General features: G+C 68.5%; 21 protein-coding genes. 6 read left to right on the top strand and 15 right to left on the bottom strand.

Annotated features, from left to right (window positions below):
- Window positions 1–3: 3 nt before the first annotated feature.
- Window positions 4–1,152, bottom strand: coding sequence for an acyl-CoA dehydrogenase family protein (locus OG617_RS34335; protein WP_405104048.1), 1,149 nt, complete (start codon window positions 1,150–1,152; stop codon window positions 4–6).
- A gap of 19 nt (window positions 1,153–1,171) precedes the next feature.
- Window positions 1,172–2,047, bottom strand: a complete 876-nt coding sequence (locus OG617_RS34340; protein WP_405097388.1) for an SDR family oxidoreductase — start codon at window positions 2,045–2,047, stop codon at window positions 1,172–1,174.
- A gap of 147 nt (window positions 2,048–2,194) precedes the next feature.
- Between OG617_RS34340 and OG617_RS34345 the strand changes: the two genes are divergently transcribed.
- Both OG617_RS34345 and OG617_RS34350 read left to right on the top strand, forming a co-directional pair.
- The gene (locus OG617_RS34345; protein ID WP_405097390.1) at window positions 2,195–2,956 is read left to right on the top strand and encodes an SDR family NAD(P)-dependent oxidoreductase; all 762 of its coding nucleotides are present in this window, start codon (window positions 2,195–2,197) and stop codon (window positions 2,954–2,956) included.
- A gap of 125 nt (window positions 2,957–3,081) precedes the next feature.
- A complete protein-coding gene (locus OG617_RS34350) occupies window positions 3,082–4,293 on the top strand; it encodes an MFS transporter (protein WP_405097392.1) in 1,212 nt (403 codons plus the stop codon).
- A gap of 706 nt (window positions 4,294–4,999) precedes the next feature.
- Here the strand turns inward: OG617_RS34350 and OG617_RS34355 are convergent.
- The 3 genes from OG617_RS34355 to OG617_RS34365 form a co-directional block, all read right to left on the bottom strand.
- A complete protein-coding gene (locus tag OG617_RS34355) occupies window positions 5,000–6,559 on the bottom strand; it encodes an ABC transporter substrate-binding protein (protein ID WP_405097394.1) in 1,560 nt (519 codons plus the stop codon).
- A 63-nt stretch (window positions 6,560–6,622) separates the two neighbouring features.
- Window positions 6,623–7,786: a CaiB/BaiF CoA transferase family protein gene (locus OG617_RS34360; protein WP_405097397.1), complete on the bottom strand. Its 1,164-nt coding sequence runs from the start codon at window positions 7,784–7,786 to the stop codon at window positions 6,623–6,625.
- 19 nt (window positions 7,787–7,805) lie between these two features.
- A complete protein-coding gene (locus OG617_RS34365) occupies window positions 7,806–9,419 on the bottom strand; it encodes an AMP-binding protein (protein WP_405097399.1) in 1,614 nt (537 codons plus the stop codon).
- A 330-nt stretch (window positions 9,420–9,749) separates the two neighbouring features.
- Here OG617_RS34365 and OG617_RS34370 point away from each other — a divergent pair, with 330 nt between their 5' ends.
- Both OG617_RS34370 and OG617_RS34375 read left to right on the top strand, forming a co-directional pair.
- Complete coding sequence (locus OG617_RS34370) at window positions 9,750–11,072, top strand: MaoC family dehydratase N-terminal domain-containing protein (RefSeq protein ID WP_405097401.1); 1,323 nt, start codon at window positions 9,750–9,752, stop codon at window positions 11,070–11,072.
- Between the two features lie 56 nt (window positions 11,073–11,128).
- Window positions 11,129–12,109 (top strand): zinc-binding alcohol dehydrogenase family protein, encoded by a 981-nt coding sequence (locus OG617_RS34375; RefSeq protein ID WP_405097403.1) that lies wholly within the window; start codon window positions 11,129–11,131, stop codon window positions 12,107–12,109.
- 79 nt (window positions 12,110–12,188) lie between these two features.
- On the opposite strand, the gene OG617_RS34380 is transcribed toward OG617_RS34375, so the two are convergent.
- The 10 genes from OG617_RS34380 to OG617_RS34425 are packed head-to-tail and all read right to left on the bottom strand — an operon-like array spanning window position 12,189 to window position 21,572.
- Complete coding sequence (locus tag OG617_RS34380; RefSeq protein WP_405097406.1) at window positions 12,189–12,854, bottom strand: PaaI family thioesterase; 666 nt, start codon at window positions 12,852–12,854, stop codon at window positions 12,189–12,191.
- Window positions 12,854–13,684, bottom strand: coding sequence for an ATP-binding cassette domain-containing protein (locus OG617_RS34385; protein ID WP_405097408.1), 831 nt, complete (start codon window positions 13,682–13,684; stop codon window positions 12,854–12,856). The genes OG617_RS34380 and OG617_RS34385 overlap by 1 nt, the downstream gene beginning before the upstream one ends.
- Window positions 13,684–14,718 (bottom strand): ABC transporter ATP-binding protein, encoded by a 1,035-nt coding sequence (locus tag OG617_RS34390; protein ID WP_405097410.1) that lies wholly within the window; start codon window positions 14,716–14,718, stop codon window positions 13,684–13,686. The genes OG617_RS34385 and OG617_RS34390 overlap by 1 nt, the downstream gene beginning before the upstream one ends.
- Window position 14,719: 1 nt before the next feature.
- The gene (locus tag OG617_RS34395; RefSeq protein WP_405097412.1) at window positions 14,720–15,634 is read right to left on the bottom strand and encodes an ABC transporter permease; all 915 of its coding nucleotides are present in this window, start codon (window positions 15,632–15,634) and stop codon (window positions 14,720–14,722) included.
- Window positions 15,631–16,572 (bottom strand): ABC transporter permease, encoded by a 942-nt coding sequence (locus OG617_RS34400; protein WP_405097414.1) that lies wholly within the window; start codon window positions 16,570–16,572, stop codon window positions 15,631–15,633. Before OG617_RS34400 ends, OG617_RS34395 begins: the two co-directional genes overlap by 4 nt.
- A 21-nt stretch (window positions 16,573–16,593) precedes the next feature.
- Window positions 16,594–17,775, bottom strand: a complete 1,182-nt coding sequence (locus OG617_RS34405) for a lipid-transfer protein (RefSeq protein WP_405097417.1) — start codon at window positions 17,773–17,775, stop codon at window positions 16,594–16,596.
- Entirely contained in the window at window positions 17,772–18,218 is a 447-nt protein-coding gene (locus OG617_RS34410) for an acyl dehydratase (protein ID WP_405097419.1), read from the bottom strand. The genes OG617_RS34405 and OG617_RS34410 overlap by 4 nt, the downstream gene beginning before the upstream one ends.
- Window positions 18,215–19,345: an acyl-CoA dehydrogenase family protein gene (locus tag OG617_RS34415; protein ID WP_405097421.1), complete on the bottom strand. Its 1,131-nt coding sequence runs from the start codon at window positions 19,343–19,345 to the stop codon at window positions 18,215–18,217. Before OG617_RS34415 ends, OG617_RS34410 begins: the two co-directional genes overlap by 4 nt.
- The gene (locus OG617_RS34420) at window positions 19,345–20,391 is read right to left on the bottom strand and encodes a bifunctional MaoC family dehydratase N-terminal/OB-fold nucleic acid binding domain-containing protein (protein WP_405097423.1); all 1,047 of its coding nucleotides are present in this window, start codon (window positions 20,389–20,391) and stop codon (window positions 19,345–19,347) included. The genes OG617_RS34415 and OG617_RS34420 overlap by 1 nt, the downstream gene beginning before the upstream one ends.
- 5 nt (window positions 20,392–20,396) lie before the next feature.
- Complete coding sequence (locus OG617_RS34425) at window positions 20,397–21,572, bottom strand: acyl-CoA dehydrogenase family protein (RefSeq protein ID WP_405097425.1); 1,176 nt, start codon at window positions 21,570–21,572, stop codon at window positions 20,397–20,399.
- Between the two features lie 384 nt (window positions 21,573–21,956).
- Here OG617_RS34425 and OG617_RS34430 point away from each other — a divergent pair, with 384 nt between their 5' ends.
- On the top strand, window positions 21,957–22,832 hold the full coding sequence (locus tag OG617_RS34430) for a TIGR03619 family F420-dependent LLM class oxidoreductase (RefSeq protein WP_405097427.1): 876 nt from the start codon (window positions 21,957–21,959) through the stop codon (window positions 22,830–22,832).
- 17 nt (window positions 22,833–22,849) lie between these two features.
- Window positions 22,850–23,365 carry a nuclear transport factor 2 family protein gene (locus tag OG617_RS34435; protein WP_405097429.1) on the top strand — a complete coding sequence of 172 codons (516 nt, stop codon included), beginning with the start codon at window positions 22,850–22,852 and terminating at the stop codon, window positions 23,363–23,365.
- Window positions 23,366–23,383 lie beyond the last annotated feature (18 nt).

A 23,383-nucleotide genomic window follows, 5' to 3' on the forward strand; every position in this document is an offset into this window, starting at 1 on the left:
CCCCTAGCCGCGCGGCACCCGGCCGAGCAGCCGGTCCGCGATGATGTTGCGCTGGATCTCGTTGGAGCCGCCATAGATGGTGTCGGCCCGAGTGAAGAGAAACAGGCGCTGAATGTCGGAGAGCTCATCGCCGGTCAGCGTCGCCGCCGGTCCGGCGACCGCCATGGCCAGTTCGCCCAGTTGCTGGTGCCAGGGTGCCCAGAGCAGCTTGGCGACCGACGCCTCCACCCCCGGCAGGTCGCCCTCGGGGGTGCCCAGGGTGCGCAGCGCGTGGTGCCGCAGCACCTGTAGCCCGATCCACGCGTCGGTGATCCGGTCCCGCCAGACCGGGTCGTCGTGGACGCCGCCGGCCCGGGCGGTCCCGATCACGTCGTCCAGTTCCCGGGCGAAGCCGAGCTGCTGGCCGAGCGTGGCCACGCCCCGCTCGAAGGCCAGTGTGCCGGTGGCCACCCGCCACCCGTCACCGGGCTGGCCGACGATGTTCTCCGCCGCGGTGACCGCGTCGTCGAAGAACACCTCGTTGAATTCGGAGCTGCCGGTGAGCTGGGTGATCGGGCGTACCTGCACGCCCGGCTGGTCCATCGGCACCAGCAGGTAGGACAGGCCCCGGTGTTTGGGCGCCTGCGGGTCGGTGCGGGCCAGCACGAAGCACCAGTCGGCGATGTGCGCCAGCGAGGTCCACACCTTCTGACCGGTGATCCGCCAGACGTCGCCGTCGCGGACCGCCCGGGTCTGCACGGCGGCCAGGTCGGAACCGGCGTCGGGCTCGGAATAGCCCTGGCACCAGAACTCGGTGGCGGCGGCGATGGGTGGTAGGAAACGACGGCGCTGTTCCTCGGTGCCGAACGCGATCAGGGTCGGCGCCAGCAGGTACTCCCCGATGTGACTGAGCCGGCCGGGGCCACCGGCCCGGGCGTACTCCTCGAAGAAGATCACCTGCTGGGCGATGCTGGCTCCGCCACCGCCGTTCGCCTGTGGCCAGCCCAGCCCGATCCAGCCGGCGTCGCCCAGCTCGCGCTCCCACGCCGTACGCAAGGGGATGTTCTCGTGTTCGCGGCCGGGACCACCGGTGCCGGCCAACGCGGCGAACTCGCCGGTCAGGTGGGTGGCGAGCCAGTCCCGCACGGTGGCCCGGAAGTCGGCGTCGGACAGTGCCGTGACAGCGGGCATCTCAGGCCCCGTAGACCGGTGCGGGGACCGGCCCCCGGGCGATCAGGTCGCGGACCACCGGCCCCAGTTCCTCGGGCTGCCAGCGACGGCCGGCGTTGACCGGCTCGCCGTGCTGCCAGCCGTCGGCGACACTGACCTCGCCGCCGGCCACCTCGAAGATCCGACCGGTGACGTCACCGGCGTCGGCGCTGGCCAGCCAGACCACCAGCGGGGAGACGTTCTCGGCGGCCATCTGGTCGAAGCCGTCCTCGGGCGCGCGCATCGTGTCGGCGAAGACGGCGGCGGTCATCGCGGTACGCGCCGACGGCGCAACCGCGTTGACGGTGATCCCGTAGCGGGCCAACTCCACCGCCGCGACCTGGGTGAGTGCCGCCACGCCGGCCTTGGCCGCCGCATAGTTGCTCTGCCCGACACTGCCCATCAGCCCCGCCCCGGAGCTGGTGTTGACCACCCGGGCGGCGACCGGCGCGCCGGCTTTGGCCCGGTCCCGCCAGTACGCCGCGGCGTGCCGCAGCGGCGCGAAGTGCCCCTTCAGGTCGACCCGGAGCACAAGGTCCCACTCCGCCTCGGAGAGGTTCACCAGCATCCGGTCCCGGACCAGGCCGGCGTTGTTGACCAAGGCATCAAGCTGACCGAACGCCTCGACGGCCACACTGACCAACTGCTCGGCATAGCCCCAGTCAGCCACGTCGCCGACGCTGGCGATCGCCGTGCCGCCCGCCCGCTGGATCTCACCGACCACCTCGGCTGCTCCGGCCCCCACGTCGTTGACCACCACCCTGGCACCGGCCGCCGCGAAGGCCAACGCATGGGCCCGGCCGAGTCCCTGCCCGGCTCCGGTCACCACGACCACCCGGCCCGCATCTGTCCTGCCCATGATCACTCTCCTAGGATTTCCCGCCCTGGCGGGTCACAGTCGCTTCGGCCTCGGCCGGACGCGTCGGATCCGACCGGATCACCACTCGCGCCATGTGACACCCATGACCGCTAGCCTACCAAACGCTTGCTTGGTAGGCTAGCGGTCATGATCGACGACTTTTCCGGTCGGCCGGGCGCCGCACTGGTCGCCGGCGCAACCGGCGGCCTCGGCACCGCCATCGCCCGAATGCTCGCCGCCCGAGGCAGCGCGCTGGCCCTGACCTACCATCGCAACGCCGAGGCGGCGGACACCCTGGCCACCTCGGTCGAACACGCCGCCACCTGGCAGCTCGACCTGACCGACGCCGAGGCCAGCTCGACGGTGCTCGCCGAAGCCGCCGAGCGCTTCGGCGGCCTGCACACCGTGATCTATGCCGCCGGACCGCATGTGCCCATGGTCCACCTCAGCCAGATCACCCCGGCCGCCTTCCGCAGTCAACTCGAACAGGACACGCTCGGCTTCTTCCACCTGATGCGGGCCGGGCTACCGTTGCTACGCCAGAGCCGGGGCAGCCTGATCGCGGTCACCACGGCCGCCACCCGCCGCTTCCCGGTCCGCGACGGCCTGTCCGCCGGCCCCAAGGGTGCCGTCGAAGCGCTGGTCCGGGGCGTCGCCGCCGAAGAGGGCCGATACGGCGTACGCGCCAACTGCGTCGGACCGGGCATGCTCACCGACGGTATGGCAGCTCGGCTGATCGCCTCCGGCGACCTTGACGAACGCGCCTTGGGCGTCGCCCGGGCGAACATCCCGCTGCGCACCTTCGGCACCGCCGAGGACATAGCGGAGGCGGTCTGTTTCCTCGCCAGCGACCGGGCCCGCTTCATCACCGGCCAACAACTCGATGTCGACGGCGGATACACCGTCTGACCGGCCATGGTCCGCCAGCGAACGTGATCCATCCCTCCAGGGCAACCCTGGCCATGCCAACCAAGCGCTTGGTAGCCTTCGCTCGCGTGATTGCCTGAAGCACCCATTTGAGCGGAGGTGGGCGGATGGACATGTTCCGCACGCTGCGCCACCGGCCTTTTCGGCTCCTGTGGACATCGGCGCTACTGATCCAGCTGGCCCACTGGTTGGCGGTCGTCGCCTTCCAATGGGAGGTCGCCAACCGCACGAACAACAACGCATTGCTGCTGGGCATCCTCTACTTCTTCACGACAGCGCCATTCCTGCTGTTCTCTCTGCCGGCCGGGGTGCTGGCCGACACGCGGGACCGCCGACGCCTACTGCTCGCCGTACTCTGTTGCGCGGTGGTGCTCGACAGCCTCTGCATCCTGCTGGCCGGGCTCGACGCGATGCCGACCATCATGGTCACCGCGCTGGGTTTCCTGGCCGGTTGTGTGGTCACCGTCGTCTCGCCGACCAACCAGGCCCTCATCGCGGGTACGGTGGCGACCGCCGATCTGGCCAGTGCGATCCCCCTGCAGGCCGCCGGTCTCAATCTCGCCCGTATCCTCGGTCCGGCCGTGGCTGGCCCGTTGCTCATGCTCGCCGGCTCGACGCTGGCCTTCACGGTCTGCTGCCTGGCGGCCATCGCAGCCGTGCTGCTCGCGTGGCGACTGCCCGCACCGCCCCGGCCGGCGTTCCCACCCGTCCGGGCCAGAATGCACCGACAGGTACTCGCGGGGATTGCCCATGTCCGGCAACGGCCGCCGGCTGCGATGGCCCTGGCGATCACGGCAATCACCTCGATCTTCGGGTCGTCCTATCAGGCTCAACTGCCTGTCGTCGGGGCCCGCATATCCGATGACGGAAATACCGCCTTTCTGGTCCTGGCCACGCTCGGCGGCATTGGCTCGCTCTTCGGAATTTTCAGTGTCGCGCGCCGCCGAGGCCGGATGTCCCTGCCCGCCGCCGCGAAACAGTTGACAGCTCTCGGAATCGTGGTGGCACTGGTCGGGATGACCACGTCGGCGCCACTGGTCGCCCTGCTCATCATCGCCGCCGGCGGCCTCACTCTCTCGATCATGACTTCGATCAGCTCGTTGCTCCAGCAGGTGATCGACGACACGCAGCGTGGCCGAGTGATGAGTCTCTACATCCTCTGCTGGGGCGGTCTACTGCCGTTCGGTGGACTGGCCATGGGCGTGCTGAGCCAGGCAACGGACCCGGGCTGGTCATTCGCGATATTCGGCGGGGTCACCGCGGTCGCGGGCCTGGCCTCGACCTTTCGCACCGGGCCGGGCCGGACCCGGCTCGGTTGATCCGGCCCAGAGGCTGATCCGGCCCAGAGGCTGATCCGGCCCAGAGCCCCAACCCCGCATGGCGGAAAATCGGGTATCGATCCGGCTCAGGGTGCTCCCACCGGCCGCGACTATCCGGGTCGACCCGATCGGGAAGCAGGGCACATTGCTGGCTTGCGGTGCATCACTGACTGGTCACCCCGCGGCAGCACCACCAGGGCCGGGGCCGAGTTGTGGGCGCGGCGGTCGATGCCGTGGGGCGGCGCCTATGGAGCTGAGTCGTTTACGTCCTCACCGCCGGTCGGCCACCGCCGTCGCGTTACCCACCGCCGTCGCGTTACGCACCGCTACGTCGGGTCGTCGCTTGCGGTCGCCGAGCGCGGCGAGCGTGGCTGATGTCGTACCCGACTCAGCTCCATAGGCACCGGGAGGCGCACCCGCCGTGGAGCGGCGCCCACGCCAGGAACCCCAGACCTCCTGATCGAAGCGCCCCCGCCCGACTTCGCAATCACCTTGGACGATGCCGGCCACGGTGATCGCGGAGCGGATCGGTTGGACGTGGTCGTTGAGCCACACCCACGGCGCGGACCCGATGCGAGGCCGAGACGCGATCTTCGCTTGCCTAGGACGGCTGGTACAACACGCCGCATCCAATCGGACCCGGGCGACCCACCGAAGGCGGCCGTCGCGCGACGCGCTGTCCGCTCCCGCTAATGATCAGACTTGCTCACTTCACCATGGCCACGGACCGCAGGTCCATGTAGCCGAGGTTGGCCCACGGAAGGCCCTCCGCGTTGATCACCTTGGGGCTGGAGATGATGGCATGCGTCTGCCGGCAGATCGGGATGAACCACGCCTCCTGCAGCACCTTCTCCCAGATCTGCTGGTAGATCTTGGCCCGCTCCGCCTCGGGCAGCGTCGGGTTGGCCGCTTGGTCGGCCAGGGGCTTCACGGCCGCTGGGTCCGCGGCGATCCGGTAGCTGCCGAGGAAGTACGTCGCCATCGTCTCAGCCGGATCGATCTTCGGGTTGAACCCGTTCGACACCATCGAGTCGAAGTCGCCTGCCTGGTAACGGGCGTCGTGCTCGCTGTTGGGTACCGGGACGAGCTTGACGTCCGCTCCCGCGTCCTTCAGCGCCGCCTGGATCACGTTCGCCGGCTGCTCGGTGTTCGTCTGCGCGGAGAAGGTCAACTCAAATTTCGCGCCGCCCGCCTCGGAGATCAACTGCTTGGCCTTTGCCAGGTCCGGCTTGTACGGGTACTGGTAACCCTTCAGCGCCGGCCAGGAGTCCTCGGGGTAGAACTGCCGGTACGGGGTGCAGGTGCCGGAGAAGAGTGCCGCGATCTTTTCCGGATCGATGGCGTGGGCGATCGCCTGCCGCACCTTGAGGTCGGCCAGGTTTCCCTTCTTCGCATCGAGGAAGAGACTCATCACGTTGCGGAACTGAACCTTGTCGATGTTGAACGTGCCGCGCCCGGCCAGGTCGGCGGCCCGCGTCAGATCGTTCGGCGCGCTGACCCCGGTGATGTCCAGCTCGCCCGCCGAAACGCCGTTCAACCGCGTGGTGTTGTTCGCGACCCGAGAGACTTCCAAGCCGGCCAACTGGCCCACCTTGGGGTCCCAGTAGCTTGGCGCCCGCTTCATGGTGATCTTTTCCTGGGGCACGAAGGCGGTGATTACGTACGGGCCGGAGCCCGCGTCCCCCGGGTTGTTCGTCAGGTCACGGGACGGGTCCGCCAGCGCCTTCGGGCTGATCATCATTCCCGCGTTCGAGCTGAACAGGCTGGGCAGCTCGGCGCCCTGTCCCTTGACCAGGTGCACCCGGGCCGTGGTGGGATCGATCACCTCGACCGAGGTGATCGACTTCAGCGCCCCCTTCACCGTGCTCTTCGGGTGGGTCTTGCCGCGCTCGATGTTGGCCTTTACCGCTGCGGCGTCGAAGGTCGTACCGTCGTGGAACTTGACGTCGGAACGAAGCTTCAGTTCAAGATATTCGCCGCCGCCCGAGTACTGCCACGACGTGGCCAGCATCGGGAGCAACTTGTCCTTACCGTCCACCTGGATCAGCCGGTCATAGACGGGCGAGAGGTTCCCCTGGCTGGCCACGCTGGTCAGCAGCATGGGATCAAGCGTGGGCATGGGCAGGGCCCAGGCCACCCGCAACACCGCGTCACGGTCGATCTCCGAGGAGCCGGACGGCTTGTTCGAACCGCCGCCCGTGCAGGCCGAGGCAGTGAGAGCGACGCCACAAAATAGGGCAATGAGTTTGTTTCTCCGCAAGAGCACGCTAAATTCCTTTCAAGTCAGAAGTTTTGGCCGCCGCCTTGTGGACGGAAGAAACGGCCACGGTTACTGCTCGATCCGGTCGTCGAGCAACCGCCCGATGGCGTCGTCGTCGAATCCGTATTCACGCAGCACCTGCTCGGAGTGCTCTCCGGGCAGCGGCGACGGGCGATGCACTCCGCTCGGCGTCCGAGAGAACCGGGGAGTCGGGGCCGACTGCCGTACGCCGTCGTAGTCGACGTATGCGTCCGGCGTGTGGAACCGTTGGTCGCGCATCGCCTCGTCGATATCCAGGACCGGGGTGACGCATGCCTCCACGCCCTGGAAGGCCGCCACCCAGTCGGCGAGGTCACGGCTACGGATCAGCTCGGCGATCCGTAGCTTCAGGGCGGGCCAGGACGAACGGTCGTTCTGGCCCTCGACCGAAATGTCCGTCAAGCCCAGGACCCGCAGAAGGTTCGCGTAGAACTCCGGCTCGACGGCTCCGACCGCCAGATGCCGGCCATCGCGACAGGCATACACGTTGTAGTAGGGCGCACCGGTGTCGAAGGCGTTCGTACCCCGCTGCGGATGCCAGGTTCCCCTGGCTGTCGCCCCCTGTACGACGATCCCCAGTTGCGCGGTGCCGTCCAGGATCGAGGCGTCGATCACCTGCCCCCGCCCGGACGTGGCCCGCTCCACCAGTGCGCTGACGATGGCGAGGGCCAACGTCAGGCCGCCACCGGCGAAGTCACCGAGATACATCAAGGGCGGGACCGGACCGGAGTCCTCGGTGCCGATGGTGTCCAGCAGCCCCGAGGCAGCGAGAAAGTTGATGTCGTGCCCCGGCTCGCCCCGGTTCGGCGCGGCCTGCCCCCAGCCCGACATCCGGCCGTAGACCAGCCGGGGATTGGCCTCCAGACACTGCTGCGGAGCCAACCCGAGCCGCTCCGCCACGCCCGGCCGGAAGCCTTCCATCAGCACATCGGCCTGGGCCATCATCCGATGGGCGGCAGCCTGCCCGGATGATGACTTCAGGTCCAGCGCCACGGAGCGCCGCCCCCGGTTCATCACGTTGTTCCTGGCCCGGGCGCGCTGCTCCACTGACAGGCCCGCGCGGTCGATCCGCACCACGTCAGCACCCATGTCCGACAGCAGCATCCCGGCGAACGGGACCGGGCCGAGCGCGGCCAGTTCGACCACCCGGACGCCGACGAGGGGGCCTTGGGGGTGGGGGTGAAGGTGTGTCATCCGGCTCTGTCCACTCTTCCTAGACTCGGCTCTTCCGGCCCGATGGTGCGCTGGCCCAGGTGTCCCCGGTGATGCCCTCCGCACGGAGTTGATGCTTGAGCACCCGGCCCACCGGGTTGCGGGGCAACTCGGTGCGGAACTCGATGTATCGGGGCATGGCGTACCGGGGCACCCGACCGACCGACCACTCGTGCAGTTCGGACGCGGTCAGTGAACTGCCCTCGACCCGGACCGCGGTCACCTTGACCTCGTCCTCGTTCAGCTCGGACGGCACGGCGTGGACCGCGACCACAACGATGTCGGGGTGGGCTCCGAAGATCGCTTCCATCTCGAAGCTGGAGATGTTCTCACCGCCGCGGCGGAGGTAGTCCTTGTTGCGATCCACGAAATAGAGGAACCCATCGGGGTCGATGCGGCCGAGGTCGCCGGTGTGGAACCAGAGATCCCGCCACGCGGTCACGGTCTGTTCCGGCCGGCGCCAGTAGCCGTTGAACATGGCGCCCGGCCGCTTCGGCCGGCAGACGATCTCCCCGACGGCGTCCGCCGGAACCTGATTCCCGTCTTCGTCGACGATGCGTACCTCGAACGAGTCGTTCTCCTTACCGGCACTGCCGGCCCGGTACTGGTCCGGCGGCGTGGAGGTGATGAGCGAGGCCTCGGTCATGCCGTACGCCCCCGCGCCCACCCGGGACACACCGAACCGTTCCTGCCACACTCGGGCCAACTCGGCGGAGACCGGCGATCCGCTCACCACCCGCAACTGGCCCCGGGTCCGGCGAGTCGTTTCCGTCTCGGGCGCCTGGGCGATCATGGGCAGCATGGAGCCCATCAGCGCGGCGATCGTTGCCTCGCTCTTCTCGATGTCGTCCCAGAACCGGCTGACCGAGAACCGGCTGGCCAGGCTGATCGAGCCGCCCAGCAGCACACTGGCCGTGACGTGCGCGACGGCCGCCAGGTGGAACAGCGGCAACGGGGTCCAGAGGCGCTCTTCAGACTTGCGCTCGACGTTGGTGATGAGGTCCCGGGCCATGTTGCAGATGTAGCTGTGACTGACGACGCAGGCCTTGGACGGGCCGGTGGTCCCCGCCGTATAGATCAGATGACTCGGGTCGCGTGGCCGGGACGGACGAGCGCGGAATCCGCTGTCCCCCTGAGCGAGCACCGCGTCGAAGGTGAAGGTCGTCCCGGAGTACCCAGCCACGGCGGCGTCGCTGCCGTCGACGACGACGGCGGCCAGATCGGCGGCGATGCCGCTCGAACAGCGCACCAACTCCTCGGCGAACTCCGTCTGCGCGATCAGCAGGCGGGGCGCGCTGTCGGTCACCTGGTGCCGCAGGATCTCGCCCACGTTGGAGGTGTTGTAGGGCACCACTATCCCGCCGCACTTGGCCGCCGCCCACCAGGTCAGCAGCGCCATGCGCCCGTTGCGGGCCATCACACCGATCCGGTCACCCGGCGAAACCTGCGAGGAGAAGAAGTCGGCCAGTTGGTTGGCCTCGCGGTCCAACTCGGCCAGGGGGTAGGACTCGTGGTTGAAGAAGAGCGTTGTGTCGGAACCCCTCGCCAGACCGGATTCGATTCCGTGAAGAATCGATGTTCCGCTGAGTTGATCGCTGACCGGCCTGCCCGTCATTGTTCCTCCTTCTTAGTCCGGCCCCGCGCACCAACCGGTCGCCTCGCCGTCGCAGCCCGCTCAGGTGCGTCACGCTCACGCGACCGCGCTCCGAGTCATCAGCGCCACACCACCAAGCAAGCGCTTGGTTCAAGGTAGCAACGGCCCCGAGGTGGGTCAAGACACAGTTGAGCCGCCCAATCGGCCAGCAATGTCGACCCCAAGGCCCGATCCGGGAACACCCGAAGCCCGAACCCTTGACCCCGCCAGACGTCCACCCTAGGTTCGTAGCAAGCGCTAGCTTGGCAACAATGTCCGGTTCGCCCGGAACCGATCCCAAAGGAGGGCCGGATGGCTGTCGCCCCGCCCGGAGACCTGGCCGCCGCCAACCCCGCCGTCAGCCCTGCGGCGCCAGCCGAGGACTCACTGGCCTACCTGGAAAGACTCCGCTCGGTCATCGGAAAACGGGGTGAACCACGCCGGGCCAAGGATCCGGTCAGCGAACCGATCATCCGGATCTGGTGCGACGCGGTGGGCGACGACAACCCGGCCTACCAGGACCCGGCATGGGCCCAGCAGTCCCGGTTCGGCGGAATCACCGCCCCCGCGACCACCCTGAACATGTGGACCCTGCCCGGGAACCGGCGGGCCCACCGGTACGGCGAACCGCTCGACATCGTCACCGAGATCCTGGCGGAACGGGGCTTCACCTCCGTCGCCGCGGTCAACAACAATCACGAGTACATCCGTCCGCTGCGGCCCGGTGACCACCTGTCCCAGATCCAGCACATCGGCGCGGTGTCCGAGGAGAAGCAAACCGCTCTCGGACAGGGACACTTCATCGATCTGGTCAGCGAGTACGTCACCGAAACCGGCGAGCTGGTGGGACGCGTGCTGCTGAGGATGCTGCGCTGGAACCCGTCGACCCGGCAAGGGACACCGACGGACGACAGCAGCGCCGTGGACCGTCTGCAACCGATCTCCCGACCTCGCGCGCAGGCGATTCCCACCCGCTCCGGCATCGGGACGGTACGGTCGTTCCTGCAACCCGTCTACGCCGTCGAGCCGACCGAGGAGCGACCGTTCGTCGTCGCCGACGTCGAACTGGCCGATGGCACCACCGTCGTGTCCGACCTGCTCAACGTCGAGCCACAGGCCGTGCACGTCGGGATGCGGGTGGACGTCCTGACCCGCGAAACCCGTACCGGCGAACTGCTCCCGGTCTTCCAGCCCGCTCGGCCGGCCCGGCGGGTCGACACGATCACCTTCGCCGACGTCGAGCCCGGCATGGTCCTCGCCCCGTGGCCCGTACCGCTGACCCAGCTCTCCATCGCGGCGCTGGCCACGGCCACCTTCGACTTCAACGACGTCCACCTGGACCGCGACGCCGCGCTACGTCGAGGCGCCCGCGACGTCTACATGAACATTCTCGGGTCAACCGGCCTGGTCAACTGCTTCCTGACCGACTGGGCCGGGCCCGAGGCGGTGCTGAAAGCCATCCAGGTCCGGTTGCAGAAGCAGAACTTCCCCGGCGACACCCTGACGCTGGTGGGCACCGTCAGCGACAAGCGGCTCCAGGACGGGGCGGGGCTCGTCGACGTGGCGGTCCGGGGCTACAACTCGATGGGTGACCATCTGGTAGCCCGGTGCACCCTGGATCTCCCGCTGACGTGATGCCCGATTCGACAGGTACCAGGGCCACCGCCCCCGGGCCATCAGGTGACGATTCGATGTACGCGTCGGTCCTGCAACGGTCGGGTCCGACCGAGCCGCTGCACCACCAGCGAGTGGCCGTACCGCTACCGGGTCCGGACGAGGTACTGATCCAGGTGTACGCGGCCAGTCTCGACCGGGTCGACAACTACATCCGTCAGGGCAGCCACGGGATGGCGGTCACCACGCCGCAGACCCTCGGCCGGGACATGGCCGGCGTCGTCACGGCGGTCGGGGCGAACGTCCGGAGGTTCCGAGCCGGTGACGAGGTGCTCGCCCTCGGCTCCGCCGCACACGCGCAGTACGCCCTGGCACCGTACTGGCACACCCTGCCCAAGCCGCCCCGATGGTCGTTCGCCGAGGCCGCGGCGTTGCCGACGGCAGGCCGTACGGCGTTCGACGCGATCGCGAACATCACCGGGCTGCGGTCCGGTGAGCGCGTCCTCGTGGTGGCCGCCAGCGGAGCCGTGGGCAGCTTCGCGCTCCAACTCGGCGTACACCTCGGCGCCGAGGTGTACGCGACGGCCGGCCAGGACTGGAAACGGCAGACCGCCTGCTCACTCGGTGCCCGGGCAGCCCTGAACCACTACTCGGCCGACCTCGTTGACGAGATCCGTGCCGCCGCCGGCGGCGCCGAGATGGACGTCATCATCGACCCGATCGGGGGCGAACTCTGGGAACGGCTGCTGTCGGTGCTCGCGCCGGGCGGTCGGATCGTCACCTGCGGAGTCACCGCCGGCGCCCGGGGCAGCCTGCACCTCGGCCGGCTGATGACCAAGGGTTGGCACATCCACGGCATCGGTCGCCCCGGTCGCGAGGAGATCGCCGCGCACCTGCGGGGCTGCCTGGACCTGATGGTGGCGGCGGATCAACGGCCGATCGTGGATCGGACCTTTCCGCTGGCCGAGGCGACGGCCGCCCACCGCTATCTGGAGGAGTCCAACTTCTTCGGCCGAGTGGTGCTCACCGGGGCGGAAGAGTCGTCACCGGCGCCATAACGAACAAGAGCCTCCGGCCCGATCTCGGACCGTTCCGGCCTGAAGACCGGACGGTTGTCGGGATCGGGCCGGAACCGTTCTAGGGTCGAGTCGGGGACGGTTGTTCCGGGGTCGCGCCGGCCGGTGACACGAAGATGCCCGTGCCCAGCACTGTCGGCCTGCCGTCGGCGGTGATCCGGCCTTCGATGGTGGTCTTGCGCCCCTCCCGGGACACTGCCCGCGCCGACAGATCCAACGGCCGGTCCAGCGGTGTGGGAGCCAGATAGCGCAGAGTCAGCGTCCCGGTCATGGCGTTGATCCCCAGGGCACGCACCAGCGTTCCCATGATCCCGTCCATCAGCAGCGCGCTGCAGCCCCCGTGCACCAGCTCGGGTGGGCCCTCGAACAGCGGCCCCAACGTCACCGTGCCGCGTGCCGTGCCGTCCGCGCCGATGGTCGGGACGAGCGGGACCGCGATCGGATTGAACAGGCCGAGCACGGGGTCGGCCGAGCCCCGGACCCGTCCCTGGAACCCGGCGGTGGGCAGCGGAAACCGCAGGCACCTCGGTCGGGTGGCGATGGTGAGCCGGCCGGTGAGTCGGTGCAGTTGCTCCGTGACCCGACGCAGTTCGTCGGGTGGGACATCGGTCAATGCGACCGCTGACATGAGCCGACGGGCCGCCTCGACCAGGTCGGCCCGGTCGCGATGATCCGCCGGGTCCCAGTCGACGCCAGGGCCGGCCGGCACCGGCCCGTCGTTCGTCATCACGAACGCGCAACGTCGATCATCCGCTGGCCGCTGGCGTCCCGCGGAACCGGCACCGGGATGGCAGCCAGCAGCCGCTGGGTGTACTCCTCGGTGGGTGCCTGGAAGATCTGCTGGACGGTTCCCTGTTCGACCGTCCGGCCCTCCGCCATCACCAGCACCCGGTCGGCGATCACCTCCACCAGCGCCAGGTCATGGCTCACGAACAGATACGCCAGCCCGAACTCCTCCTGCAGGTCCCGCAACAGGTTGAGCACCTGCGCCCGGACCGAGACGTCGAGCGCGGCCACCGGCTCGTCACACACGATCAGGCTCGGCTTGAGGGTCAGCGCCCGAGCGATCGCCACCCGCTGGAGTTGCCCGCCGGACAGTTCCGCCGGATAACGACCGAGGTACCTGTGGCCGATCCCCACCCGGTCCAGCAGCTCTGCCGCCCGCTTCTGTCGGTCGACGCGCCCGAGGTCGGAGTGCACCAGCAGCGGCTCGGCGACCGCCTCCGCCACACTCATCCGAGGGTTCAGCGAGCTGTGCGGATCCTGGAAGATCATCTGCATCCGCTGGCGCAGCCGGCGCATCTGGGCCGATCCAACCCCGAGGACATCGATACCGTCGAACGTGATTCGTCCCGCATCCGGCTTGATCAGGCGCAGGACCATCCGCCCCAGGGTGGACTTGCCGGCTCCGGACTCGCCCACGACGGCCAGACACTCCCCCTTGTCAAGGGTGAAACTGACATCGTGGACCGCGGGCAGGCTCCGCTTCGGCCGGCCCAGGAAATCCCGGCCGGTGGAGAAGGACTTCGACACACCCGATACGTCCAGCAGACTCATCAGACCGTCACTCCCCGCAGCTCGATTTCGTCCACCCGTAGGCACCGGCTCTCGGCCGTCGGACCGGCCGGGAGCAGCCCGGGAACGCGGACGTCACAGACGCCGGGCGCACTGTACTGACACCGGTCATGGAATCGGCAGCCCACCGGCCAGTGGCCGGGAGCCGGAATACTCCCGGCGATGGCCGTCAGCCGGCGGTCGGTACGCAGCCCCGGCCTGGGAATAGCGGCCAGCAGACCTGCGGTGTACGGATGCGTCGGCCGGAAGAAGACGTCCGAGGCCGTTCCGCTCTCCACGACCTGCCCGGCGTACATCACCATGACCCGCTGGCAGAGTTCGGCCACCACCGCCAGGTCATGGCTGACGAACAACAACGACACCCCGGTCTGCTCCTGCAACTCCCGCAGCAGGTCCAGAATCCGCTTCTGCACCGTCACATCGAGCGCGGTGGTCGGTTCGTCGGCGATCAGCAACCGTGGGTTGGCAGCCATCACCATCGCGATCATCACCCGCTGGCACATTCCGCCACTGAACTGGTGCGGGTAGTCGTTCACCCGTTCCGCCGCCCGGGGAATCTGTACCAGTTCGAGCATCTCGACCGCCCGGGCCCTGGCCTTGCGTCGGTCCAGGCCGAGATGTCGGCGCGCGGACTCCGCGATCTGGTCTCCGACGGTGAAGGCGGGGTTCAAACTCCGGATCGGCTGCTGGAAGATCATCCCCAGCCCAGGCCCCCGCAGTCGCTGCCATTCGCGCTCCGGGAGCGCGGTCAGCTCACGGCCGTCAAAGGTGACCGACCCGGACGTGATCCGCCCGCCGGAGACGCCCGCCAGACCCATGACGGCCAGCGAGGTGACCGTCTTTCCGGAGCCCGACTCCCCGACCAGTGCGGCGGACTCGCCCTGGCCGAGGGTGAACGACACGTTCTCCACCACCGGCAGCCACCCACCGGTGGCCGTCGGGAAGGACACCGCCAGGTCCCGGACCTCGAGCAGCGGTCGGCGCTCGGCGTCCCGTGCCCGCTCCAACTCCGCCATATCAGTCTCCGTTGCTGTTCGTGGACCGGTTACGCAGCATCCCCCTGCGCACACCGTCACCGAGGTAGGTGAAGGCCAGAACGGTCAGGAAGATCATCACGCCGGGTGGCCATACCAGGTACGGCGCCAGGCCCATGTTCGACGACGCGGTGGAGAGCATGGAGCCCCAGCTCGACGCGGGAGCCTCCACTCCCAGCCCGAGGAAACTCAGGCTCGCCTCCGCCGCGACCGCGGTACCGAGGGACACCGAGATCACCAGCATGATCGGTGGCATCACGTTGGGCAGGACATGCCGGACGACGGTCCGCAGACTGCTGCAACCGAGCGCGATCGAAGCCTCGATGTACGTCTCGTGTCGTACGTCCATCGTGCTGGCCCGTGCGACCCGGAAGAACCGGGGCGCCATGATCAGACCGATGGCCAGCATGGCGTTGGTGATCCCGGGTCCGAGCACCGCCACGATGGTGATGGCCAGCACCAGGGAAGGCGCGCTCATCAGGGCATCCATGATCCAGGTCAGCCCGGCACCCAACCGGCCGCCCACGTAACCCGCGGTGACCCCGAGCGGCAGGCCGATCACCAGGGCGACGACCACGGCCTGGACCGCTGCCTGCAACGACACCCGGGCGCCGAAGATCAGTCGGCTCAACACGTCCCGGCCGTAGTCGTCCGTCCCGAGCCAGTGCTCGGCGTTGGGCGGCTGCAACCGCTGGTAGATGTCCTGGGCGTCCGGATCGTACGGCGCGATGAGCGGCGCCACGACAGCCCCGACAACGAGCAGAAACAGGAAGCCGCCCGCCACGATCGTGGACCTGCGCCGCAGGATCCCGCGCAGCATTCCGGCGGGTCGGACGTCCCCCTGCTGGTCGTCGGAGTCGTCGACGAGACCGTCCGCAGGCATGGTGGCGTTCGTCATGTCCGCACCTTCGGGTTGAAGTAACCGTAGGAGATGTCGACCAGCAGGTTCACCACCACGACGACGGCGGTGGAGAACAGGACGAAGCCGAGCAGCACCGGGACGTCCCGGCTGAGCACGCTGTCGACCGCCAGGCTCCCGAGCCCCGGCATGTTGTAGATGACCTCGATCGTGACCGATCCGGCGAGCACCTCGGCCACCCGGAAGCCGAGCACCGTGACCACTGGCACGGAAGCGTTCTTCAGCGAATGCTTGAACAGGATCGAGCTTCGGCTGAGCCCTTTCGCCTGCGCGTTGAGGATGTAGTCCGACTTGAGCACCTGGCCCAACGCCGACCGCAGTTGCAGGGTCACCTCGGCCGCCGGCAGCAGGCCCAACGCGATGCCCGGCAGGATGAGATGCGACAGCCAGGGCCAGAATCCGGCGGACAGTGGCTCGAACCCGAAGGTGGGCAGCAACTGGAGGGTCACCGCGAACACCGAGGCCAGCACCAACCCGAACCAGAACGCTGGAATGGCGATGGCGATCGAGGCGATCGAGTTCACCAGACGGTCCACCAGCCCACCGGGCCGTAGCGCGGCCAGGATCGCCAGGCTGACCCCCAACAACACGGCCATTACCATCGCGAACAGCACCAGGGACATCGTGGCGCCCATCCGCCGGACGAGCAGATCGGTCACCGCCTCGTTGGTCACGAACGACCGGCCCAGGTCGCTCTGCACCGCCGCGACCACCCAGTCGACGTACCGTTCCAGGACCGAACCGTTCAGATTCAACTGCTCACGGATCGCCTCGATCCGGTCGGGGGTCGGCTGCTCGCCGGCCAGCACGACGGCCGGGTCGCCCGGGACCAGGTCGATGAGCAGAAAGACCAGGAGCGGCACCACGAACAGCAGTGGAATCGCCACCAGCAGTCGCCTGCCTGCGTAGCGCAGCATGCTAAGTCCCTTCGCCTCGGGTCAGCTGTCCGTGGACAGGATCAAGCCGCTCGTGGGTACGCCCACCCCGGCGGTGACCAGCACATGGGACACATCGGCCGGCTGGCTCGTGGAGGTGCCCCGGATGAGTCGGACCCCCTCGGCGATGCCGTTGGTCCCATGCAGGTAGGCCTCACCGATCTGCCCGCCGTGAGTGTTGGTGGGCAGTGACCCGTCCAGCTCTAGGTGGCCGTCAGCGACGAAATCCTTGGCTTCACCGCGACCGCAGAAGCCGTACTCCTCCAACTGGTTGAGCACCAGGGGGGTGAAGTGGTCGTACAGGATCGCGGCGTCGATGTCCTGTGGTCCCAGGTGCGACTGCGCCCACAGTTGCTGCGCGCAGAGTTCGACCTCGGGAATCCGGGTGAGGTCATCGCGGTAGTAGCTGACCATCGGGTACTGGTCCGGGCCGCTGCCCTGTGCGGCCGCCGTGATGACCGCCGGCTTCTGCCGCAACTGCCGGGCCCGCTCCCTACTCACGATCACCATGGCCTGACCGCCGTCGGTCTCCTGGCAGCAGTCCAGCAGGCGCAGCGGCTCGGCGATCCACCGCGACGCCTGGTGGTCCGCCAGGCTGATCGGCTTGCCGTAGAACCAGGCCCGAGGGTTCACCGAGGCGTGCCGGCGCAGGCTGACCGCGACCCGCCCGAAGTCCTCGCTGGTGGCGCCGTAGGTGTGCATGTACCGGCGGGCGAACATCGCGATGTGCTGAGCGGGAGTCAGCAGTCCGTACGGGTTGATCCAGCTGCGGTACTCGTTGTCGGTGGTGGCGGTGGTCTTCGTCGGCGGCGGGCCGAGCCCGAACCGCACCCCGGAGCGCTCGTTGAAGGCTCGGTAGACGACCACGACATCGGCGATGCCGGTGGCCACCGCCATGGCAGCCTGCTGGACCGGAGCGCAGGCCGCACCCCCGCCCTGCGAGATCCGGGAAAAGAACGTGAGCTGCGGAATCCCGAGGGTCCGCGCCACCATGTTCTCCGAATTGCTCTCCATGGTGAACGTGGACATACCGTCGACGTCCTGCGGGCTCAGGCCCGCGTCGGCCAACGCGGCAAGTACGGCTTCGGCGGCGAGTTGCAACTCGCTGCGGCCCGAGTTCTTGGAGAAGTCGGTGGCCCCGATCCCGACGATCGCCGCTTTTCCGGAAAGGAAGTCCGATGTCACTGCGCCACCTCCGGCTGCTGGCAGGATTCTGCGGTCGGCAGGCGCAGGGTCACCTCGGAGGTGGTGTGCACCCCCTTGCTGTTGGTGCCGGTCACCGCGACCGTGACGGTGTCGGCCTGCTTGGCCTTGACCTGACCGGTCAGGACCAGAGTGCCGCCGGAGAAGTTCGGCACGCCGAGTCGGGTGGACAGCCGGGTCAGTACGGCGCCCGGGCCGGTCCAGTCGGTGACGTAGCGGCCCACCAGGCCGTTGGTGTTGTTGATGCTCATGTAGGTGTCCGGAGTGCCCCGTTCCTCCGCACGCTGCGGGTCGTGGTGCACGTCCTCGAAGTCGCGGGTGGCCAGGGCTCCCGCCACGATCACGGTACGAGTGACCGGGATCTGGAGTTCAGGAAGCTCATCGCCCACGGAAATCTCGTCGAGCCGGCGCGTTCTGGTGGTCATGCGGTGCCTCCGGCGATCTGCGTGCCGATCTGGTGCAGGTGCCAGCTCGCGGAGCCGAGCGTGTTGGCCAGTTGACTGCTCCAGAGCATGTAGCGGTGGATCGGGTAGGTGACGTCCGCGCCGAGCCCGCCGTGCAGGTGCTGGACGGTACGTGCGACGCGGTCGCCGGCGTCCGCGGCCCACCACTTCGCGGTGTGGGCCGCAGCGACGGCAGGCCGGTCGGTTTCCTGCCGCCACAGGGCGTTCCAGAAGGTGACCTCCATCGCCTCGGTGTCGATGTGGCAGTTGGCGGCCTGGTGCGCGGCTGCCTGGAACGTTGCCAGCGGCACACCGAACTGGTGCCGGTGCGACAGGTAGTCGGCCGTCTGCCGGACCGACTCCTGACTCACGCCGAGTTGGAGCGCGGCCAGCCCGATCCAGGCTCGCTGGAGCAACCAGGACACCGGGTCTTCCGAGGGGTCGTCGGTGCCGAGCCGCTGCGCGTACGCCGAGGCCAGGGTCAGATCGGCGGACCGGCCACGGTCGGTCCGCTCGTAGCCGGACCGGGCAACTCCGGGCTGGTCGGTCTCGACCAGGAACAGTTCGACGGCACCGGACTGCGTGCTGGCGGGCACGATCGCGGCGTCGGCGAGGTGCCCGAAGGGAACAGATGTGCAGGTTCCGGAGATTTCCCAGCCGTCGGTGCTGTTTGCGCCGTCAGTGCCGCCCGCCCGGCCGGCGGTCGTCAAGGGCCGGCCGGTGCCGAGAGACTCCAGCGCGGCGGTCAGCACCGCACCGCCCTCGGCGATTCTCGGCAGCCAGGTGTTCTGCTGCTTCTCGGTGCCGTACCGGATCAGCGGAAGTGCGCCGAGTACGACGGTCTCCCAGAGCGGCACGAGTGGAACCCGCCGCCCCTGCTCGATCAGGGCGAGGCCGAACTCCGACAGGCCGAGCCCGGCGCCGTCGTGCTCGGCCGGCACGACCAGTCCGAGCACCCCCGAGTCGGCGAGGTCCTGCCACAACCGGCGGTCGAACCGCTCGTCCCCGGCCTCGATCTCGGCCAGGTGCTGCGGGTCGCCATGCCGGGCGAAAAGGCCCTCGGCCAGTTCGCGTACGGTGGTCTGGCCCTCGGTCAACTGAAAGTCCATCAGGCCTTTTCTCCCACGGCGCGGAATCGGGGCAGGGTCAGCTCGGCATCCCGGTCGAGCCATTCGATCTCGACGGGCATTCCGATGTGGATGTCCGCCGGGTCGCCGGCGTAGTCCGCGACCAGCCGCGTGCCCTCTTCGAGATCCACCAACACCACCGGCAGCGGGTAGTCGAATCCCGGCGCCTTCGGGTGGTGGCTGGTCACGTAGCTGTGTACGGTTCCCCGGCCGGACGCCGGAGCCTCGTGCCAGCCGAACGAACGGCAGTGCGGGCAGGCCGGCGACGGCGGGTGGCGCAGCACGCCGCAGTCGTCGCAGCACTGGATCACCAACCGGCGCTCCCGGGCCGCCTTGAACCAGAACTCGTTGTCCCGAAGGATGAACGGCTTCGGCCGTACGGCCGGATCTGCGCCGGTGGTCGCGGCTGCCGGCGCCCCGGCGGGGACGGCTTCCGTGTCCTTCGCCGCCGCCGGTGCCGGCGCTGCGGCGGACGTGGTGCTCTGCGGGTTGAAGCGCAGAATCCGGAACCGCTGCTCGGCGACGACCTGCCCGTGCTGGTCGCGGTAGGTGCGCAGGGTGGTGATGAAGTGCCCGGCGCCCAGGCCGGTCCGCTTGCAGGCCGAAACGTCCTCGATGACGGTCGTCATCGACAGGTCGTCCCCGAGCCGCAGCTCCCGGTGATAGGTCTGCTCGTCGTTGGTGGCGACCACTCCGGTGAACCCGGCCTCGGCCAGCAGGCCCAGCAGCCGGGCCATCGGGGTGTCCGGCGCGGCACCGGAGGCAGCCGCCTGGTGAGCCCGATAGCCGACCATGAGCCAGGTCGAGAGCATGGGCGGCGGAGCGACGATGCCGTCCCGGCCGGTGGCACCGGCCGCCTCGTCGTCCAGGTAGACCGGGTTCTCGTCGCCCATGGCCTCGACGAAGTGCCGGATCATCGGCCGGTTGACCGGTTCCTGTGCGCGCCGGACCGGCGTCGCTTCCTGACCGATGAAGGCGCGGATGTTCTCCAGGAACACCTGTTCGTCAGTTGCTGTCGTGGTCGTCATCGGAATCACCGACCCTTCCGAGGCATTCCGAGGCCGTTGACGGCGATCATGTCGCGCAGCACCTCGTTGGTGCCGCCGCCGAAGGTGTTGATGTACGAGCCTCGGGCGAGCGCTTCCAGTCGGCCCGCCAGCGGGGCGTCGGGAGCGCCCGGCCGGCGGGTGGCCAACGGTCCGACCGCCCCGAGCAGCGTGCGGCACACGCTGTCATGTGTCTCCGTGCCGAAGACCTTCGCCACTGCCGCCGCAGCCGGGGCCGGGTTCTGCCCCTCGCCCAGCACCGCGAGCTTCCAGTTCAGCAGCCGCATGGCTTCGACCTCGACATAGCTGCGGGCGAGGTCCTGGCGAACCCAGCTCTGGTCGATGGCCCGCTCGCCGTCGACCTGCGCCTGCCGGCACCAGTCGGCGGTGTCGCTCCACAACTGTTCGGTACGTCCGCCGAAGGCGGCGAGGCCGACCCGTTCGTGCCCCAGCTGCGACGTGATCAACTTCCAGCCCTTGTTGATCTCACCCACCAGGTTCTCGCGGGGTACCCGGACATCGTTGTAGTAGGTGGTGTTGGTGTGCGTCAGACCGGAGGTGGCGATCGGCGTACAGCTCAGCCCCGGCGTCGAGGTCGGCACGATGATGATCGAGATTCCGTGGTGCTTGGGCGCGTCCGGGTCGGTCCGGCAGGCGAACCAGACGTAGTCGGCCTGGCTGGCACCGCTGGTGAACACCTTGTTGCCGTTGATCAACCACTGGTCACCGACCAGTTCAGCCTTTGACTTGAGAGCGGCCAGGTCGGTGCCGGCCTCCGGTTCGCTGTATCCGATCGCGAACAGGATGTCTCCGGTCAGCATGCCGGGCAGGTAGGTACGTTTTTGTTCCTCGGTGCCGAACCGCTGAATCATCGGCCCGATGTTGTTGATAGTGACGAACGGGAACGGAGCACCGGCCCGCTGCACCTCGTCGAACAGGATGTACTGGTCGATAGCCGATCTGCCCTGACCGCCGTACTCGGTCGGCCACCCCAGCCCGAGCCACCCGTCCCGGCCCATCTGCCGGACCACCTCGCGGTAAGCCGGCCGGTCCTCGTTGGTTCCGCCGATCGCTTCCCGAACCTCCGGGGTCAGCAGCGCGTTGAAGTAGGCCCGCAGGTCCTTGCGCAGCTCCTGCTGCTCAGGGGTGTAGTCCAAGAACATATGCTCGGCCTTTCTCCTTTGGAAGGCAGAAACGGGTGAAGGTCAGGTCCGATATCCACATCGGACGCCTCGGCCTCCGGAGCACCTTGCCGGCCGCCCTGCCAACCCGCGGAGCCGTCAGCACGTCCGGTACGTAGTTCAGCGCATGGCAAGCAAGCGCTTGGTTGAGAGCATATACCCGGCTCCAGGGGTGTCAAGACTGCCTCTACCGGCGCCCGCCATTCGGGCCCACCCCTCGTCGCACCGGACCCCACCAGCAGCGCCAGCCGCACAAACAAGCAAATGCTTGCTAGGTTATCGGAGTCGTGCGAGTCTTTCCGGCAGATCGCGCCACGAGCCCCCGCAACGCGGCGGCACGAGCCCTGGACACGGAGGAAACAGCGGATGCGCTTCGGGATCCTCACCCCTATCGTCATACGGCAGCCGACGGAAGCCGCACCCTGGGAGGCCACGGCCGGCGTTGCCGAGCTGTCCCGAATCGCGCAGGCGGCGGACCAACTGGGCTACCACCATCTGACCTGTAGCGAGCATGTCGCCATCCCCGCGGCAGGGGCCGAGAGCCGGGGCAGCACCTACTGGGATCCGTTGGCCACGCTGGGTTATCTCGCCGGGCGCACCCGGCAGATCCGACTGGCCACCAACGTCCTGGTACTCGGCTACCACCACCCGCTAGCGATCGCGAAGTCCTACGGAACGCTGGACCAACTCAGCGACGGACGGGTCGTACTCGGCGTCGGCGTGGGCAGCCTCGAAGAGGAGTTCAACCTGCTGGGCGCGCCATTCGCCGACCGGGGGCCGAGAGCCGACGACGCCATCCGGGCGTTGCGGGCCGCGTGGGCGAAGGCCGTTCCCGAGTACGCCGGAACCCACTACAGCTTCCGTGACCTGGTGGTCGATCCGCACGGTTGCCAGCCACACCTGCCGATCTGGGTCGGTGGCCGGACCCGCCGATCGCTTCGGCGCGCCTGCGAACTCGGTGACGGTTGGAAGCCGTTCGGACTGACCTTCACCGAGATCGCCGCCCTGCTCCGTGCCGTTGACCGGCCCGCCGGGTTCGAGGTGATCCTGCAACCCCGCAACCTCGACCCGCTGGGCGACCCCGCCGGCACCCGGTCGAACATCGAACGCGTCATCGAGGCCGGCGCGACCGTCATCAACACCAAGTTCGCCCATCACAGTGCCGACCACCTGATCGAACAGCTGGCGGCACTCACCGAACTGTTTCCCGACGCCGGCTGGACCCGACCGGCCCCCCTGTGAGTCAGCGAGGAGCAGCCATGACCGAGAACGACCCGATTGCCGCTCTGGAACGCCGGGTTCGAGAGCTGGAGGACCGGCTGGCCCTGCTACAGATCCTCGCCAGCTACGGTCCGGGCGTGGACAGCGGAGCCGCCACCGCCACCGCCGAACTGTGGACCGAGGACGGCACCTACGACACCGACCTGGTGACGATGGCAGGCCGTACGGCCATCGCCGACATGGTCACCAGCGATCGGCACCATCAACTGATCGAGGACGGGTCCGCCCATCTCCAGGGCATCCCACACATCCAGGTGACCGGAGACACCGCCGTCGTCACCGCGTACTCGCAGCTCGTCCTGCGCAACCGCGACAGCGACAGCTACCGGATCTGGCGCACCGGCGTCAACCGCTGGGAGTTCATCCGTACCGCCGAAGGCTGGAAGGCCACCCACCGGATCAACCGCCAGCTCGACGGTTCCGTCGAAGCACGCGACCTGCTGGGCACCGCCGTCAACGGCACACCGAGCGCAGATCGGCAGATCTCCGACTGACGGGCACCGCACATCCGT

The organism is Micromonospora sp. NBC_01412 (genome assembly GCF_045040215.1).
GTDB lineage: Bacteria > Actinomycetota > Actinomycetes > Mycobacteriales > Micromonosporaceae > Micromonospora > Micromonospora rubida.